Raw genomic sequence first — 15,194 nt, 5'->3', positions numbered from 1 at the left:
GGTCAGAGGCTAGCCGCGAGCGCGCTGGGGACCGAGGACGCCGTCATCCGGGAAGGCGAGGAGCACACCGCGGACCGGCTGCGACGAGACCGGAACCCTAGGACGCCAGCACCTCGTCGAGAACCGTCGAGGCCTTCTCCTCGTCGGTCTTCTCGGCGAGCGCGAGTTCGGAGATCAGGATCTGGCGCGCCTTGGCGAGCATGCGCTTCTCGCCGGCCGAGAGCCCGCGATCCTGGTCGCGACGCCACAGGTCGCGCACGACCTCGGACACCTTGATGACGTCACCCGACGCGAGCTTCTCGAGGTTGGCCTTGTAACGACGGCTCCAGTTGGTGGGCTCCTCGGTGAAGGGGGCGCGCAGCACCTCGAACACGCGGTCGAGACCGTCTTTGCCGATCACGTCGCGCACGCCCACCAGATCGACGTTCTCGGCCGGGACCTCGATCGTGAGGTCGCCCTGCGTGACGTTGAGTTTGAGGTAGAGCTTCTCTTCGCCTTTGATGATCCGCTTCTTCACCTCCGTGATGGTGGCAGCACCGTGGTGTGGATAAACGACCGTCTCGCCGACCTCGAAGAGCATGGAGTTTTTCCTTCCGCAGACCTCCCAGTTTACCACAGCAGGCCTTCTGCGGCCGGGGCGAACGGGGCCGCGGAGGCCTCCTCCGCGCCTACACTCGTCGCATGAAACGGGCCATCGGGATGCTCGCCGGCGGCCTCGCGCTGCTCGCCGTCCTGAGCGGCTGCGGGGCCTTCTCGCGGCCCGCCGAGACGCGCGTCACGCTCACCGTCGCGGTCTACCAGCTGCGGTCGGACTACGCGGTGCGCCAGGCGCAGATCGAGGTCACCAACCACAGCTCGGTCGACGTCCAGGTCACCTCGGCGAGTTTCACCTCCTCGTGGTTCGCCTCGACCGTCTCGTCGCCGTCGGCGCCGAATCAGCTGCTCGCCAAGAGCACCACCGACTTCAAGGTCGTGCTCGCCGCCGCCCGCTGCGATGTCGCTCGGGCGACTCCCTCGGTCACCATCCGATTCACCCGGCCCGACAAGTCGACCGGCACGGTCACGACGACCCCGACGATCCCCTTCGACTCGATCGCGCTCGTGCACGCCCAGGATTGCGCGCAGCACGAGTTCGAGAAGGTCGCCACGATCTCGATCGCCCCCGCGGTGCGCTTCGAGCAGGTGGCCGGCAAGCCGATCGCCCTGCTCGACGTGACCTTCACCCCCACGGGGGCCGCCGGATCCGTCACGCTCCACAGCACCGAGGACACGACGCTGCTGGCCCAGCGGGAGGGCAGCCTCCGCACGATCGGGCTGACGCTCACCGCGGCATCCGGCCCCACGACCGTCACGCTCGACTACGTCCCCGCCGGCTGCCTTCAACATCGCGTCGCCGAAGACAAGATCGGCACCCTCATCCCGATGCGCGTGGATGCCGGCCCCTACCGGAACACCCTGTTCTCGATGCCCGTCCCAGCGGCGGTCAAGGCCCAGCTGCTCGACTGGGTCGGGGTGTACTGCGGCTGGTGACCGCCGGCCGATCACGCGAAATCCGCCTGCGGCATCCCCGATAGGCTGTGAGCGACGATTTCGCGTTTCGGGAGGGTTCTGTGAAGGTACGTGCCGGAGCATCCGTGGCCATCGCCGCATTGCTGGCCCTCGGGGTCACGGCGTGCGCGCCGATCTCCACGCTCAAGCCCTACGACCCGAGCGACGGGGTGAGTGCGACCCTGGGGCAGGTGAAGGTGCTCAACGCCTTCGTGCTCACCAAGAACGGCAAGGACGGGAACCTCCTCTTCGCCGGCTACAACGGCACCGACAGCGCGGTCTCCCTCAACATCACGGCCGGGGTCGACTCGGGCCAGGTGACGCTGCGGCCCAACACGACCACCGACTTCGGGTACGGCAAGGGCGGCGAACTGCTGCTGAACAACATGTCGGCCAAGCCCGGCACGCTGCTGTCGGTCTACGTGCAGTGGGGTTCCGAGCAGGGCAAGCAGCTGCAGGTGCCCGTGCTCGACGGCTCGCTGCCGCAGTACGCGACGTTGCTGCCGACGCCGGTTCCGACGCCCACGCCGACCGCGACCTCCACCGCGACGCCGACTCCCACGCCCACGCCGTAGCGCGAGCGGAAAGTCCGGCGCGCTACGCCTCGAAGCGGTAGCCCAGCCCGCGAACCGTGAGCAGCAGGGTGGGTTGTGACGGGTCGGTCTCGATCTTCGAGCGGATGCGCTTGATGTGCACGTCGAGGGTCTTGGTGTCGCCGAAGTAGTCGGCGCCCCACACCCGGTCGATCAGCTGCCCGCGGGTGAGCACCCGGCCGGCGTTGCGCAGCAGCAGCTCGAGCAGTTCGAACTCCTTGAGCGGCATGGCCACCTCGTCGCCGTCGACCGCGACTGCGTGCCGGTCGACGTCCATCCGCACCGGACCGACCTCGAGCACCGACTCGTCGGCGTCGTCGACCTCGACCCGGCGGCGCAGCACGGCCCGGATGCGTGCCAGCAGCTCCCGCGTCGAGTACGGCTTGGTCACGTAGTCGTCGGCTCCCAGTTCGAGGCCGACCACGATGTCCACTTCGCTGTCCTTCGCCGTCAGCATGATGATCGGAACGGACGAGCGGGTGCGCAGCTCCCGGCATACCTCGGTGCCGGACAACCCCGGCAGCATGAGGTCGAGCAGCACGAGGTCCGCGGGCTCGCGGTCGAAGGCGACGAGCGCCTCGCGTCCGTCGGCGGCGATCTCGGTCTCGTATCCCTCCCGCTTCAGCAGGAACGAGAGCGGCTCGCTCAGCGAGGGCTCGTCTTCGACGATGAGGATGCGGGTCACGAGGTGGCTCCGAGCTTCGAGGATTCGGCGGGCAGTGCCGCGGGGGTGGAAAGGCCTGCAGAGGGGGCCGGGGCGGGCGGCACGGGCGCCTTCGACGCCTCGGGCAGCCGGATGGTGAACGTCGAGCCGCTGCCCTGCTGCGACCAGACCCGCACGTCGCCGCCGTGGTTCTGCACGGCGTGCTTCACGATGGCCAGGCCGAGGCCGGTGCCGCCCGTATGACGACTGCGGGCGTTGTCGACCCGGAAGAAGCGCTCGAAGACCCGGTCGCGTTCGCTCTCGGGGATACCGACGCCCTGATCCGTGACCGCGATCTCGACGACCCCGTCGACGTTGCTGACCCCGATGCCGACGCGGAATCCGTCGGGCGAGTACTGGATCGCGTTGGCGATGAGATTGTGCACGGCGGTCACGAGCAGTTGCTCGTCGCCGTAGACCTCGGCGCCGGCGTCGCCCCCGCTGACCAGCGAGATGCGATGCGACTCCGCGGCCACCCGATTGCGATCGACGGCCTGCGCGACGACCGAGTCGATGTCAACCTTCTCGGCCGAGGCCAGCGGCTCGGCGGCCTGCAGCCGGCTCAGCTCGATGATCTCGTGGGTGAGCCGACCGAGTCGATCGGCCTCGATCGTGAGCCGCTTGGCGAACCGCTTGACCTCGGCGGGCTCGTCGGAGGCCGACTCGATCGCCTCGGCCAGCAGGCCGATGGCGCCGATCGGCGTCTTGAGCTCGTGGCTGATGTTCGCGACGAAGTCGCGCCGCACCTCGTCGAGCCGGTACGACTCCGTGCGGTCCTCGGCCAGCAGCAGCACGAAGCGGGTGCCGAGCCGCGCGACGCGCACCTGCACGTGCAGCTGGGTGTCGCCGAAGGGACTGCGGATAAGGTGCAGCTCGCGGCTGACCGGGATGCCGTCGCGCCGTACCTGGTCGACGATCGCGACCAGCTCCGGATGCACGAGCGCGTTGTTCCACACCAGCCCGAAGGCGAGCGCCGCGGTCGATGCGCTGAGAACGTTGTTGGACGAGTCGAGCACGACACCGGCCGACTCGAGCGAGTCGATGACCTCGTCGACGCCATCCGGAACCGCGGGAGTGACGACGGCGACGGCGCTGCGACCCCGCCGGTGGGCAGCCATGATGGCCACCGAGACGCCCACGCCGACCACGAGACCGAAGGCGAGAGCGGCGGGCACGAGCCAGGGCGCCGGGTCCATGGGACTAGATTAGGCCGCACCGGGTTGCTCGGCTCGACGGGATCTCGCCGAATGCGAGCGGCTTCGGCTGAAGTTCAGGCTCAGGTCACCATTCGTTCATCTGAACGGTGCAGCGTGGCCAGGAAGCGGGGCGTCTCAACGTGCCCGCCAGCGAGAGGATTGTCATGCGCGAGGTGTTCCAGCAGGAGCTGCGAGAGGTTCAGGACCGTCTGGTCGAGATCTCCACCCTCGTCGCCGACTCGATCGAGCGCGCGACCCAGGCCTTCAACGAATCGAACGTCGCCCTGGCCGAGACGGTCATCGCCGACGACGACAAGATCGACGCGCTCGCCGCGGAGCTCGACGAGCTGGCGATCCAGATCCTGGCCCGCCAGCAGCCGGTCGCGCGCGATCTGCGCATCGTCGTGAGCGCTCTGCGCATCAGTGCGTCCCTCGAGCGCATGGGCGACATGTCCGAGCACATCGCGCAGCTGGCGCGCTACCGCTTCCCCGAGAAGGTCGTGCCCAAGGGGCTGCGCGGCACCTTCCGTGACATGGGCGCCCTCGATGTCGAGATCGCCCGCAAGCTCACCGAGCTTCTGCGCACCGAAGACGTCGAGATCGCCGAGCAGATCCGCAACGAAGACGACAAGGTCGACGCGCTGCACCTCAGCGTCTTCGACAAGGTGCTCGGCGAGACCTGGAAGGGCGCGGCCGTCGACACGGTGGATGCCACGCTCGCCTCGCGCTACCACGAGCGCTTCGCCGACCATGCGGTGTCGATCTCGAAGAAGGTGCAGTACCTCGCGACCGGCGACTGGGTGCCGCTCGACGCGTAGCGCCCTCGCGGGTCGCCGGCGCGCTACTTCTTGCCCTGGCTCGCCACCGCCGCCGCGCCGGCCGCCGCAGCCTCGGGGTCGAGGTAGCGGCCCGGGCCGGTCGGCATGAACGACTCGTCGAGGTCGTAGACCAGCGGGATGCCGGTCGGGATGTTCAGCTCGGCGATGTCGGCATCCGAGATGCCGTCGAGGTGCTTCACGAGTGCCCGCAGCGAGTTGCCGTGCGCGGTGACCAGCACGGTCTTGCCGGCCGCGAGATCCACCGTGATGTCGGAGTGCCAGTACGGCAGCATCCGGTCGATCACGAGCTTGAGCGACTCGGTGCGCGGCAACTCGCCGTCGATGTGGGCGTAGCGGCGATCGTGCGCCTGCGAGAACTCGCTGTCATCGGACAGCGGGGGTGGCGGCACGTCGAAGCTGCGGCGCCAGGTCATGAACTGCTCCTCGCCGAACTCGGCGAGGGTCTGGGCCTTGTCCTTGCCCTGCAGGGCGCCGTAGTGGCGCTCGTTGAGCCGCCAGCTGCGCTTGACGTCGATCCAGTCCAGATCGGCCTCCGCGAGGGCGATGTCGGCGGTGTGGATGGCCCGCTTGAGCACCGAGGTGTACTGGACGTCGGGCAGCAGGCCCGCCGCCGCGATCAGCTGACCGGCCCGCTTGGCCTCGAGACGTCCCTGCTCGCTGAGGTCGACATCCACCCACCCCGTGAAGAGGTTCTTGGTGTTCCATTCCGAGTTGCCGTGGCGCAGCAGGATGAGCGTGTGGGTCATGCCTCAAGCCTATCCAGCGGGTTTCACCGCTCACGACCGAGCCCGGCCGCCGCCCGTTCCCCCGCCGCCCGGGGAGAATGTCCACATGGCCGATCGCGTTGTGCTCGCACACGCCCTCGCACGGCGCGCGACCGAGGCGGTCGGCGCCTGATGGGGCGCCCGAGCGCTCCGCGCGGCCGCATCACGCGCGGCACCACCGGGGTCAACCGGCTGCGACGCATCGACCGCTGGATCGCGACGCTCCCCGTGCTGCGCGGCGCCGTCGATCTGCTCGTCGTCGATCTCGGCTACGGGGCGTCGGCGACGACGACGCTCGAGCTGCGCGATCGGCTGGCCGCGATCCGGCCCGACGTCGAGGTCGTCGGAATCGAGATCGATCCCGAGCGAGTGCGGATCGCCTCGGAAGCCGCCCGCGACGGCGTGACCTTCCGGCTCGGCGGCTTCGAGGTGCCCACCCCCGAGGGCCGCCGGCCGACGGTCATCCGGGCGCTCAACGTCCTGAGGCAGTACGACGAGAGCGAGGTTGCCGAGGCGTGGGCGACCATGACCGCGCGCCTGCAACCGGATGGGGTGCTCGTCGAAGGCACCTGCAACGAGATCGGCCGCGTCGCGAGTTGGATCGCTCTCGGCTCGGAGGGACCGCGCACCTTCACGATCTCGCTCCGGCTCGCCGGACTCGAACGCCCGTCGATCGTCGCGGAGCGCCTGCCGAAGGCGCTGATCCACCGCAACGTCCCCGGCGAGCGCATTCACGAACTGCTCGTCGAGCTCGACCGGCTGTGGGCGGTGCACGCACCCCTTGCGGTCTACGGCCCGACGCAGAGGTGGATCGCGGCCATCGGCGATCTGCGCGCCTCCGGCTGGCCGGTGCGCGACGGCCGCGCGCGCTGGCGACTCGGCGAGCTCACGCTCGACTGGAGCTCGGTCGCCCCGTAGCCCCGCCGCAGACCAGCGCTCAGACCGGAGGCAGCAGCGCCCGCGCCGCGGCCGGGTCCATGCCCGTGCCGATCAGCAGGTCGATGACGAGGGGGCGCAGCATCAGCACGATCGCGGCGTCGGTGATCGCGGCATCCGGGACCACCACCGCGGGGTCGAGCCGGCGCGTGAGGTCGGCGAGCAGCGACCGCGCCTGCCCGGCGACCTGCAGGTCGTCGAGTTCCTGCCCGAGCAGCCCGACCGCGGTGGCGATCTCGCCGACCACGCCGGCGAGTGCCGGTCGCGGCCGGCCGTCTCGCACCAGGTATTCGACGCGACGAGCCAGAGTGCGCAGGTGACGCGACGCGAGGTCGCCGGCGGTGAGGGCGAGCACGTGCCGGCGCAGCTCGGGCAGCTGGTGGCGCAGGAACGGCGAGATGCGAGCGACCGCGAGCGCGGTGTCGAGCGACTTCGTCCAGTCGTCGACGAGGGGCTGGGTGCGGCGCAGGCGGGTCAGGGCCAGGTCGCCCGCGGCCTCGTCCGCATCGGCCAGGCTCTCGACGATCGACCCCATCGACTCGTGCAGGATCGAGAACAGGGTGCGTCCGTCGCGCAGCTCCGCCCGCCGCGGATCGCGCGGGATGAGAGCCGTCGCCAGCAGCGCGACGGTGCCGCCGATCGCGGCGTCGAGGGTGCGACCGAACGGCCCGCCGACGGGCGTCGGCAACAGGACCACGAGCGCCGACGGCACGGCGGCCGCGACGGCGAAGGCCACGTTCGACGAGACCGCGCGCCCGACGACGAAGACCACGAGCAGCACGACCAGCAGCTGCCACAGTCCCTTGCCGAAGACGATCGACAGGCCGTCGCTCAGTGCGACCCCCAGCAGGATGCCCAGCAGCGACTCGGCGACCCGACGCGGCCGGGCGTCCCGCGAGAAGCCCAGCGTGTTGATCGTGACGGTGATGGCGAGGATCGGCACGGTGTGCCCGATCCCCCAGTGCGCGATCGAGTACGCGGCCGCGACGGCGACCAGGATCTGCACGATCGCCGGGAGGGAATGCCAGACGCGCTGTCCGGCCATGCGGACGTCCAGCTGCCGCCGCACTCGACGCTCCAGCCGACGCAGCTGCGCGGCTGTCGAGCCCTCGGTCATCAGGGGTGCTCTGCTCAGCGCCGGGTCGAGCCGACCCGCGGGATACGCGGGACGTTCGCCTCGGCCCCGGCATCTGGCGGCACGATCACCTGCTGGGCCGCGGCCAGCACGGCGCCCTCGGCGCTCCGGACGGCGAGCGCCGCCTGCGGGTCGGCCGAGCGCTTCACGACGGCGAGCGCGATCGGACCGAGCTCGTGATGCAGGGCGGTCGCCGTGACCCGGCCCACCACGGCATCCGCGAGCAGCACCTCGTCGTCGGCGGCGGGCAGCACGCCCTCCGAGCCGTCGAGGTGCAGCAGCACGAGACGGCGCGGCGGGTGCCCGAGATTGTGCACCTTGGCCACCGTCTCCTGCCCGCGATAGCAGCCCTTGCTCAGGTGCACCGCGGAGCGCAGCCAGTCGAGCTCGTGCGGGATCGTCGTGGCATCGACCTCGGTCGCGGCGCGCGGGCGCCAGGCCGCGATGCGCAGCGCCTCCAGGGCGAGCGTCCCCGCGGCGGGCAGGACGCCCAGCTCGTCGAGGCGCGACCTCTCGACCAGCGCCTCCGAGTAGTTCCAATCCTCCCCCGGATGCACCGGGACCGCCGAGTACTGGAATCCGCCGGCCACGATCTCACGCCACGGGTCGTGCCACACCAGGGGGATGCCGTTGCGCACCGCGGTCGCCGCCGGGGCCTCGCCGAGCGTGCCGATGGTGGCGAACTCCTGCGAGCGGTCGAGCACCTCGACGCGCAGCGTGAAACGCATCCGGGACAGGAAGGCGAGGAACCCGGCACCGGTGCCGGCATCCAGCAGAAGCCAGGTGGTCTCGCCGTCGTCGAGCACGCGCGCGGCGTACTCGACCCGGCCGCTCGGGTCGAGCAGCAGGGTCTCGGCCGAGTGGCCCGGCGCGAGGCCGGCCAGCCGCTGCGAGGTGAGCGAGTCGAGCCAGCTCAGCCGATCGGGGCCGGTGACCGAGAGGATGTCGCGATCCGACAGGTCGACGATGGCCCGCCCCGCCGCCAGCTCGCGCTGTTCGCCGAGCGGATTGCCGTAGTGCCGCGGCGGGGTGCCGACGGCACCCTCCCGCAGCGTGAACGGATCGACGAAGTCACTCAATGCGGGCCAGCCGTCCCGAGGCGTGCGTGCGCAGTTCCTGGCCGAGGGCGGCGATGTCCCAGGCCCAGAGCAGGTGGTCGTCGACGAGCCCGTAGAGCCGGGTCGCCGCTGCGTACTCCTTGGCGCTCGCGGTGCGCACCACGGCGTCCGTCGCCAGGTCGATGCGGGGGCCCTTCACCTCGCCGAGGTAGAGCTCGCTGACCCCACCCGGATGGATGATCGACACCTCGAGCTCGAAGGCGCCGTCGGCGGTGCGCAGCGACTCCACCTCGTCGGCCGTCGTGAACACCGGCTCGCCGAGGCCCGGCAGCATCCCCGGCCCGGCGTCGGCGTCGCCCAGCGGACGGGCCAGCCGCCAGTACCCGATCTCGGAGAACAGCGGCGTCGGCACCGGGGCGAGCGCGTCATCCGGGGCCGCGTCCCCCTCGGGGTCGGCGAACAGCCACGTCGACGAGGAGTACTGCACGTGCGGCGTGCCGTCCTGGGTGAAGGCGACACGCTGGCCGAACTCGTACTCGCGGGTCTCGTCGCCGACCTTGTACGCGACGATCCCGCTGCCCTCCCAGATTCCGAGCAGCCACGACAGCGGCACGATCTCGGCCGGCAGCGTGGTGTCGAGTTCGAACATGGGCGTGCGAACGTGAGGCGTCAGGACTGGCCGCGGAACAGGTTGTACAGCACCGTGACGGACACGAAGGCGATCGCGAGGCCGGCCAGCACCAGCAGGCCGATGAAGAAGACTTCGAGCGCGAGGATCATGCCATCAGTCTATCGACCGGCCCGCGCCTCGGCGGGGGCCTCGACGGCGCGGAATCTCACACCAGGGCGAGGATGCCGGTGGCGACCGCGAGGATCACCAGGGCACCCCCGACGCTCGCCATCATCCGGGTGACGAAGCCCTCTTTGCGCTGCAGCGCCAGCTGGATCGCAGCGGCGAGCAACACCGAGACGGCGAGCACGACGGGCAGCCAGCTCAGCGAGGCGGAGGCCGCGAACAGCCCCACGGCGACGGCGCCCGCCAGCGCGACCACCCAGACGGGGATCACGCTGCGCACCTGCCAGGCCATGAGGCCCATGGTATCCCGCACGCACCCGCCCGCCGGTCGGGAGAAAGGGGGTGTGGATTCCGTCGTTACACTGTGCGGTAGGCGTTTTGGAGGACTCGCGTGGCGCAGCTGTTGATCCTGACCTCGGCAGTCGACGGCGACGTTCTGCCCGCGCTCGGTCTGCTGAGTCATCGGGTGCGCACGATCCCGGCCGAACCGGCGTCGCTGATCAACGCCCCCGCCGCCGACCTCATCTTCGTCGATGCCCGGCAGGATCTGGCCAGCGCGAAGTCATTGTGCAAGATCCTCAACACCACCGGCGTGACGGTTCCCCTGGTGCTCGTGCTGACCGAGGGCGGCCTCACGGCCGTGTCGGCCGACTGGGGTGTCGACGACGTGCTGCTCGAGACCGCTGGACCCGCCGAGGTGGATGCCCGCATCCGCCTCGTGATCGGCCGCCTGGCCCAAGAGAAGTCGGCCTCCAAGATCCAGGCCTCCGGCGTCGTCATCGACGAGGCCAGCTATTCGGCGAAGGTGCACGGTCGCCCGCTCGACCTCACCTTCAAGGAGTTCGAGCTGCTGCGCTTCCTCGCCACCCACCCGAGCCGGGTGTTCACCCGAGAGCAGCTGCTCAGCGAGGTCTGGGGCTACGACTACTTCGGCGGCACCCGCACGGTCGACGTGCACGTGCGGCGGCTGCGCGCCAAGCTCGGCGACCTCGAGTCGCTCATCGGCACGGTGCGCAACGTGGGCTACCGCTTCAACGTGTACGACGACGAGGAGCGGCTGGCGCCGGTCACCTGACACTCGGCGCCGGCACGGGCGCCGCCGGGCCACGGATCCCGACACCTTCCGTTAACCCGCACCCTGGCATGATGGATCGATGGAGAGCGACAGCCCCCTCGGCGATGCCACGATCGCGGCCGATCTGCTCGATGACGACGAAGCAGAGCCGGTGCTCGTCGACGACGGAACCCTGCCCCACGACCGGTTCCTCGACCGCGAGCTGAGCTGGCTCTCGTTCAATCAGCGCGTGCTCGAACTGGCCGAGGACGACCACCTGCCGCTCCTGGAGCGCGCGAACTTCCTCGCCATCTTCGCGAGCAACCTCGACGAGTTCTTCATGGTCAGGGTTGCGGGCCTCAAGCGTCGCATCGCGACCGGGTTGGCCGTGCCGACCAACGTCGGCCGCGCACCGCTCGATGTGCTCGCCGACATCAGCGCCAAGGCGCACGAGCTGCAGGACCGCCACGCCCGCGCATTCCGCGACCGCGTCAAGCCCGCGCTCGACGAGGCGGGCATCCACATCGAGAGCTGGAGCGACCTCGACGAGAAGGACCGGCAGCGCAGCGACGAGATCTTCTCGGCGCAGATCTTCCCGGTGCTGATGCCGCTCGCCGTCGACCCCGCGCATCCGTTCCCTTACATCTCGGGCCTTTCGCTCAACCTCTCGATCCGGGTGCGCAACCCCAAGACCGGAAAAGAGGAATTCGCGCGCCTCAAGGTGCCGCAGAACCTGCCGCGCTTCGTGCAGCTCCCGGATGACGCGCGCGGCCTGCTGCGCTACATCCCCCTCGAAGACCTCATCGCCAATCACCTCGGCGAGCTCTTCCCCGGCATGGAGATCGTCGCCCACCACGAGTTCCGCGTGACGCGCAACGAGGACGTCGAGGTCGAGGAGGACGAGACCGAGAACCTCATCCAGGCCCTCGAGAAGGAGCTGCTGCGTCGCCGCTTCGGTCCGCCGATCCGTCTCGAGATCAGCGACGACATGGATGACGTCACGCTCGGCCTGCTCATGAGCGAGCTGCAGATCACCGAGCAGGAGGTCTACCGGCTCCCGTCGCCGCTCGACCTCGGCGGCCTGTTCGAGATCACCAAGCTCGACCGGCCCTCGCTCAAGTACCCGCGCAACGTGCCGACGACCAGCGTGAACCTGCTGCCCGTCGAGCCGACCGAACGACCCGACATCTTCGCGTCGATCGATCGCGGCGACATCCTGCTGCACCACCCGTACGAGTCGTTCGCGACGAGCGTGCAGGCGTTCCTCGAGCAGGCGGCCGCCGATCCGAACGTGCTCGCCATCAAGCAGACCCTCTACCGCACGAGCGGTGACAGCCCGATCGTCGAGGCCCTGATCGACGCCGCCGAGGCCGGCAAGGCCGTGCTGGCGCTGGTCGAGATCAAGGCGCGCTTCGACGAGCAGGCCAATATCGGGTGGGCCCGCAAGCTCGAGAAGGCGGGCGTGCACGTCGTCTACGGGCTGGTCGGTCTGAAGACGCACAGCAAACTCGCGCTCGTCGTGCGGCAGGACAAGAACGGCACGCTCAAGCACTACAGCCACATCGGCACCGGCAACTACAACCCCAAGACCAGCCGGATCTACGAAGACCTGGGCCTGCTCACGGCGGATGACGTCGTCGGCAAGGACCTGACGCGCCTGTTCAACGAGCTCTCGGGCTACGCGATCGAGAAGAAGTTCAAGCGCCTGCTGGTCGCGCCCCTGCATCTGCGCAAGGGCCTGCTCAAGCGCATCGAGGTCGAGACCGAGAACGCCCTGGCCGGTAAGCCCAGTGGCGTCCGGATCAAGGTCAACTCGATGGTCGATGAGGCGATCATCGACGCGTTGTACCGGGCGAGCAAGGCCGGGGTGCACGTCGACATCGTCGTGCGGGGCATCTGCTCGCTGCGGCCCGGCGTCGAGGATCTCAGCGACAACATCCGGGTGCGCAGCATCCTTGGTCGCTACCTGGAGCACTCGCGCATCTTCTGGTTCGCCAACGACGGCGATCCGCAGGTCTACATCGGCAGCGCCGACATGATGCACCGCAACCTCGACCGCCGCGTCGAGGCGCTCGTGCGCATCGTGCGACCGGAGCACCTCGACGAACTGAAAGGCCTGCTCGACGAGGCGATGAGCGAGCAGACCTCGTCGTGGTGGCTCGGCGAAGACGGGGTCTGGGTGCGGCACGACCGCGACGCCGACGGCGCTCCGCTGCCCGACATGCAGACCGAGGTCATGCGTCGCATCGCGTCCCGCAGGCGCGGGGCGCTGCGGTGAGTCCGGCGGTCGTCGCGGGCACTCCGGTTCTCGCCGCCGGCGCCGTGTGCTGGCGGGTCAACCGGTCGGGCGAGGCCGAGGTGCTGCTCGTGCACCGCACGCAGCACCGCGATACCTCGCTGCCCAAGGGAAAGGTCGACCCCGGCGAGACCCTGCCCGAGACGGCCGTGCGCGAGATCGCGGAGGAGACCGGACTCGTGGTCGGCCTCGGCACGCCGCTGGGCGTCGTCGAGTACCAGCTTCCCAACGGCCGCGACAAGGTCGTCTACTACTGGGCGGCGGAGGTCGGCGAGCTCGCCATCGCCAACTCGACCTTCGTGTCCAACGACGAGATCGAGAGCCTGCACTGGATGTCGCTGGCCGAGGCCCGCGAGCGACTCAGCTACCGGCACGACGTCGACATCGTCGAGCGCTTCGCCGAGTTGCATGCGCAGGGCCGCGCCCGCACCTTCGCCATCGTGGCGTTGCGGCACGGCAAGGCCGTTCCCGCGCAGAGCTGGGACGGGCCGGATGCCACGCGACCCCTGCTGCAACGCGGAGTGGACCAGGCGCTGAGCGTCGCCCCCGGCATCGCCGCCTACCGTCCCGCCAAGCTGCTGTCGTCGACGGCGGAGCGCTGCCGGCAGACGATCGCCCCCACGGCGCGGGTCACCGGCCTCGAGGTCAAAGAGAAGGCCGAGATCAGCCAGGACGCCTACGACGCCGGCGGCGCCGCCATCGGCAGGATCATCGCGAAGCGCTTGCGCAAGCGCGTCACGACGGTGCTCTGCAGTCATGGGCCCGTGCTCCCGCAGATCATCCACGCGGTGATGCAGGCCACCGGCACGGCCGATTCCGGCAAGCTGCAGCGCGCCGCCGCACTCGCCACCGGCGAGTACGCCGTGCTGCACATCCCGATCGACCACCCCGAATCCGGCCTGGTCGCGGTCGAGGTGCACGGACCTACCGCCTAGCCGGACGCAGTGCCGGCAACGGGGGGGCATCCGGAGTTCCGCATTCGTTCACCTTCCGTTTACCATCCGCCCCGAACCTGGTCACGAGTCGTTCGTAGTGTCGCCACTGGCCCGATACGGGGCCGCCAAGACAAACCCCACATTCCCGAAGGGAACACAGTGAAGATCACGCGTACCGGCAGCATCGCTGCCGTCGCACTGGTGGGCGCTCTCGCGCTCGCCGGCTGCTCCACCACATCCGGCCCGTCCGCCAGCCCCACCCCCACCGAGACGCAGGCCGACTACAGCAAGCTTTCCGGCACCATCACCTCCGGTGGCTCGAGCGCACAGGCCAACGCCGAGGCGGCGTGGACCACCGCATTCAAGACCCTCGCCACGGGCGTCACCGTCAACTACGACAAGTCGCAGGGCTCGGGCGGTGGCCAGACCAACTTCCTCGCCGGCGCTTACGACTTCGCCGGATCGGACTCGCCGCTCAGCGCCGCTCAGACGACGCAGGCCGCGACCAGCCCGTGCGGTGCCACCGGCGCGGTCAACCTGCCGATCTACCTCGACGGCGTCGCCATCATCTTCAACGTGAAGGGCGTCACCAAGCTCAACCTGTCGGGCGCGACGATCGCCAAGATCTTCAACCTGAAGATCACCGACTGGAGCGACGCGGCCATCACCAAGGACAACGGCGGCACCGCTCTTCCGGCCGGCCCGATCACGACGGTCGCCCGCTCGGACGGCTCCGGCACGACCGCGAACTTCACCAACTACCTCGCGGGTACGCAGAAGGCCGACTGGCCTTACCCGGCCGACAAGAACTGGCCCGTGGCCGGCAACGTGTCGAAGCAGCAGGGTGGATCCGGCGTCGTGAACGCGGTCAAGGCCGGTAACGGGACCATCGGCTACGCCGACCACAGCGCGATCGGCTCCCTCGCCGCCGCGTCGGTCGACGGCGTCGCCTTCTCGTCCGACGGTGTCGCCAAGGCGCTCACCGATGCCACGACCGACGCCAGCAACGGCGTGGCCGGCGACCTGTCGCTCAAGTTCGACTACACCAAGGTCAACGCCAAGGGCATCTACCCGATCCCGCTGATCTCGTACGCGATCCTCTGCAAGACCTTCAAGGACGCCACGCAGGCCTCGCTGGTCAAGGGCTACCTTGGCTTCATCGCCAGCACGACGGGCCAGAAGGTCGCCGCGGCCAACGCCGGATCGGCCGCGCTTCCGAAGTCGATCCTCGACAAGGTCAACGCGACCTTGGCTATGGTCAAGTAGTTCAGGCAGTACCGAACCACCTCCGATCCGCGCAGTTGACGCCCGACCCGAACAGGAGCGCAGTGAGCGACAGGA

At 69.6% G+C, this 15,194-nt stretch carries 16 protein-coding genes; 8 read left to right on the top strand and 8 right to left on the bottom strand.

The annotated features are described in order from the left end of the window. Positions 1–97: 97 nt before the first annotated feature. On the bottom strand, positions 98–580 hold the full coding sequence (locus tag ACFPJ4_RS12930) for a CarD family transcriptional regulator (protein WP_386740858.1): 483 nt from the start codon (positions 578–580) through the stop codon (positions 98–100). A gap of 101 nt (positions 581–681) precedes the next feature. On the opposite strand from ACFPJ4_RS12930, the gene ACFPJ4_RS12925 reads away from it, so the two are divergent. Continuing rightward, complete coding sequence (locus ACFPJ4_RS12925; protein ID WP_386740857.1) at positions 682–1,530, top strand: hypothetical protein; 849 nt, start codon at positions 682–684, stop codon at positions 1,528–1,530. A gap of 80 nt (positions 1,531–1,610) precedes the next feature. Then, a complete protein-coding gene (locus ACFPJ4_RS12920; RefSeq protein WP_386740856.1) occupies positions 1,611–2,123 on the top strand; it encodes a hypothetical protein in 513 nt (170 codons plus the stop codon). Positions 2,124–2,145: 22 nt separating this feature from the next. On the opposite strand, the gene ACFPJ4_RS12915 is transcribed toward ACFPJ4_RS12920, so the two are convergent. Both ACFPJ4_RS12915 and ACFPJ4_RS12910 read right to left on the bottom strand, forming a co-directional pair. Then, the gene (locus ACFPJ4_RS12915) at positions 2,146–2,826 is read right to left on the bottom strand and encodes a response regulator (protein WP_386740855.1); all 681 of its coding nucleotides are present in this window, start codon (positions 2,824–2,826) and stop codon (positions 2,146–2,148) included. Next, on the bottom strand, positions 2,823–4,040 hold the full coding sequence (locus ACFPJ4_RS12910; RefSeq protein ID WP_386740854.1) for a sensor histidine kinase: 1,218 nt from the start codon (positions 4,038–4,040) through the stop codon (positions 2,823–2,825). The genes ACFPJ4_RS12915 and ACFPJ4_RS12910 overlap by 4 nt, the downstream gene beginning before the upstream one ends. A 164-nt stretch (positions 4,041–4,204) precedes the next feature. Between ACFPJ4_RS12910 and phoU the strand changes: the two genes are divergently transcribed. After that, on the top strand, positions 4,205–4,858 hold the full coding sequence (gene phoU / locus ACFPJ4_RS12905; protein ID WP_386740853.1) for a phosphate signaling complex protein PhoU: 654 nt from the start codon (positions 4,205–4,207) through the stop codon (positions 4,856–4,858). Between the two features lie 23 nt (positions 4,859–4,881). Here the strand turns inward: phoU and ACFPJ4_RS12900 are convergent, their stop codons facing one another. Further along, the gene (locus ACFPJ4_RS12900) at positions 4,882–5,625 is read right to left on the bottom strand and encodes a phosphoglyceromutase (protein WP_386740852.1); all 744 of its coding nucleotides are present in this window, start codon (positions 5,623–5,625) and stop codon (positions 4,882–4,884) included. 150 nt (positions 5,626–5,775) lie between these two features. Here ACFPJ4_RS12900 and ACFPJ4_RS12895 point away from each other — a divergent pair, with 150 nt between their 5' ends. Next, positions 5,776–6,561, top strand: coding sequence for a class I SAM-dependent methyltransferase (locus ACFPJ4_RS12895; RefSeq protein WP_386740851.1), 786 nt, complete (start codon positions 5,776–5,778; stop codon positions 6,559–6,561). A 19-nt stretch (positions 6,562–6,580) separates the two neighbouring features. Here the strand turns inward: ACFPJ4_RS12895 and ACFPJ4_RS12890 are convergent, their stop codons facing one another. The 4 genes from ACFPJ4_RS12890 to ACFPJ4_RS12875 all read right to left on the bottom strand — a co-directional run bounded on the left by ACFPJ4_RS12890 (position 6,581) and on the right by ACFPJ4_RS12875 (position 9,860). Continuing rightward, positions 6,581–7,696: an FUSC family protein gene (locus ACFPJ4_RS12890; protein ID WP_386740850.1), complete on the bottom strand. Its 1,116-nt coding sequence runs from the start codon at positions 7,694–7,696 to the stop codon at positions 6,581–6,583. Between the two features lie 14 nt (positions 7,697–7,710). Beyond that, on the bottom strand, positions 7,711–8,793 hold the full coding sequence (gene ygfZ, locus ACFPJ4_RS12885; RefSeq protein WP_386740849.1) for a CAF17-like 4Fe-4S cluster assembly/insertion protein YgfZ: 1,083 nt from the start codon (positions 8,791–8,793) through the stop codon (positions 7,711–7,713). Continuing rightward, a complete protein-coding gene (locus ACFPJ4_RS12880; RefSeq protein ID WP_386740848.1) occupies positions 8,786–9,421 on the bottom strand; it encodes a nitrobindin family protein in 636 nt (211 codons plus the stop codon). The genes ygfZ and ACFPJ4_RS12880 overlap by 8 nt, the downstream gene beginning before the upstream one ends. Before the next feature lie 187 nt (positions 9,422–9,608). Further along, positions 9,609–9,860, bottom strand: coding sequence for a hypothetical protein (locus tag ACFPJ4_RS12875; protein ID WP_386740847.1), 252 nt, complete (start codon positions 9,858–9,860; stop codon positions 9,609–9,611). Positions 9,861–9,959: 99 nt separating this feature from the next. Between ACFPJ4_RS12875 and ACFPJ4_RS12870 the strand changes: the two genes are divergently transcribed. From ACFPJ4_RS12870 to ACFPJ4_RS12855, 4 genes are all read left to right on the top strand, one after another. Beyond that, positions 9,960–10,643, top strand: a complete 684-nt coding sequence (locus ACFPJ4_RS12870) for a winged helix-turn-helix domain-containing protein (protein WP_386740846.1) — start codon at positions 9,960–9,962, stop codon at positions 10,641–10,643. 79 nt (positions 10,644–10,722) lie between these two features. Further along, positions 10,723–12,900 (top strand): RNA degradosome polyphosphate kinase, encoded by a 2,178-nt coding sequence (locus tag ACFPJ4_RS12865; RefSeq protein WP_386740845.1) that lies wholly within the window; start codon positions 10,723–10,725, stop codon positions 12,898–12,900. Then, positions 12,897–13,853, top strand: coding sequence for an NUDIX hydrolase (locus ACFPJ4_RS12860; RefSeq protein WP_386740844.1), 957 nt, complete (start codon positions 12,897–12,899; stop codon positions 13,851–13,853). Before ACFPJ4_RS12865 ends, ACFPJ4_RS12860 begins: the two co-directional genes overlap by 4 nt. 159 nt (positions 13,854–14,012) lie before the next feature. Then, positions 14,013–15,119 (top strand): phosphate ABC transporter substrate-binding protein PstS, encoded by a 1,107-nt coding sequence (locus ACFPJ4_RS12855; RefSeq protein ID WP_386740843.1) that lies wholly within the window; start codon positions 14,013–14,015, stop codon positions 15,117–15,119. Positions 15,120–15,194: the final 75 nt, after the last annotated feature.

Source organism: Lysinimonas soli, from assembly GCF_042655435.1.
GTDB classification, from domain to species: domain Bacteria; phylum Actinomycetota; class Actinomycetes; order Actinomycetales; family Microbacteriaceae; genus Lysinimonas; species Lysinimonas soli.
Note: the sequence above shows the minus strand (reverse complement) of the source record. Positions and strands in the feature narration are given on the sequence as shown.

Coding starts and splice junctions, on each gene's coding strand:
- ACFPJ4_RS12930 (WP_386740858.1), bottom strand. CDS start 580: ATGCTCTTCGAGGTCGGCGAGACGGTCGTTTATCCACACCACGGTGCT.
- ACFPJ4_RS12925 (WP_386740857.1), top strand. CDS start 682: ATGAAACGGGCCATCGGGATGCTCGCCGGCGGCCTCGCGCTGCTCGCC.
- ACFPJ4_RS12910 (WP_386740854.1), bottom strand. CDS start 4,040: ATGGACCCGGCGCCCTGGCTCGTGCCCGCCGCTCTCGCCTTCGGTCTC.
- phoU (WP_386740853.1), top strand. CDS start 4,205: ATGCGCGAGGTGTTCCAGCAGGAGCTGCGAGAGGTTCAGGACCGTCTG.
- ACFPJ4_RS12900 (WP_386740852.1), bottom strand. CDS start 5,625: ATGACCCACACGCTCATCCTGCTGCGCCACGGCAACTCGGAATGGAAC.
- ACFPJ4_RS12895 (WP_386740851.1), top strand. CDS start 5,776: ATGGGGCGCCCGAGCGCTCCGCGCGGCCGCATCACGCGCGGCACCACC.
- ACFPJ4_RS12890 (WP_386740850.1), bottom strand. CDS start 7,696: ATGACCGAGGGCTCGACAGCCGCGCAGCTGCGTCGGCTGGAGCGTCGA.
- ACFPJ4_RS12880 (WP_386740848.1), bottom strand. CDS start 9,421: ATGTTCGAACTCGACACCACGCTGCCGGCCGAGATCGTGCCGCTGTCG.
- ACFPJ4_RS12875 (WP_386740847.1), bottom strand. CDS start 9,860: ATGGCCTGGCAGGTGCGCAGCGTGATCCCCGTCTGGGTGGTCGCGCTG.
- ACFPJ4_RS12865 (WP_386740845.1), top strand. CDS start 10,723: ATGGAGAGCGACAGCCCCCTCGGCGATGCCACGATCGCGGCCGATCTG.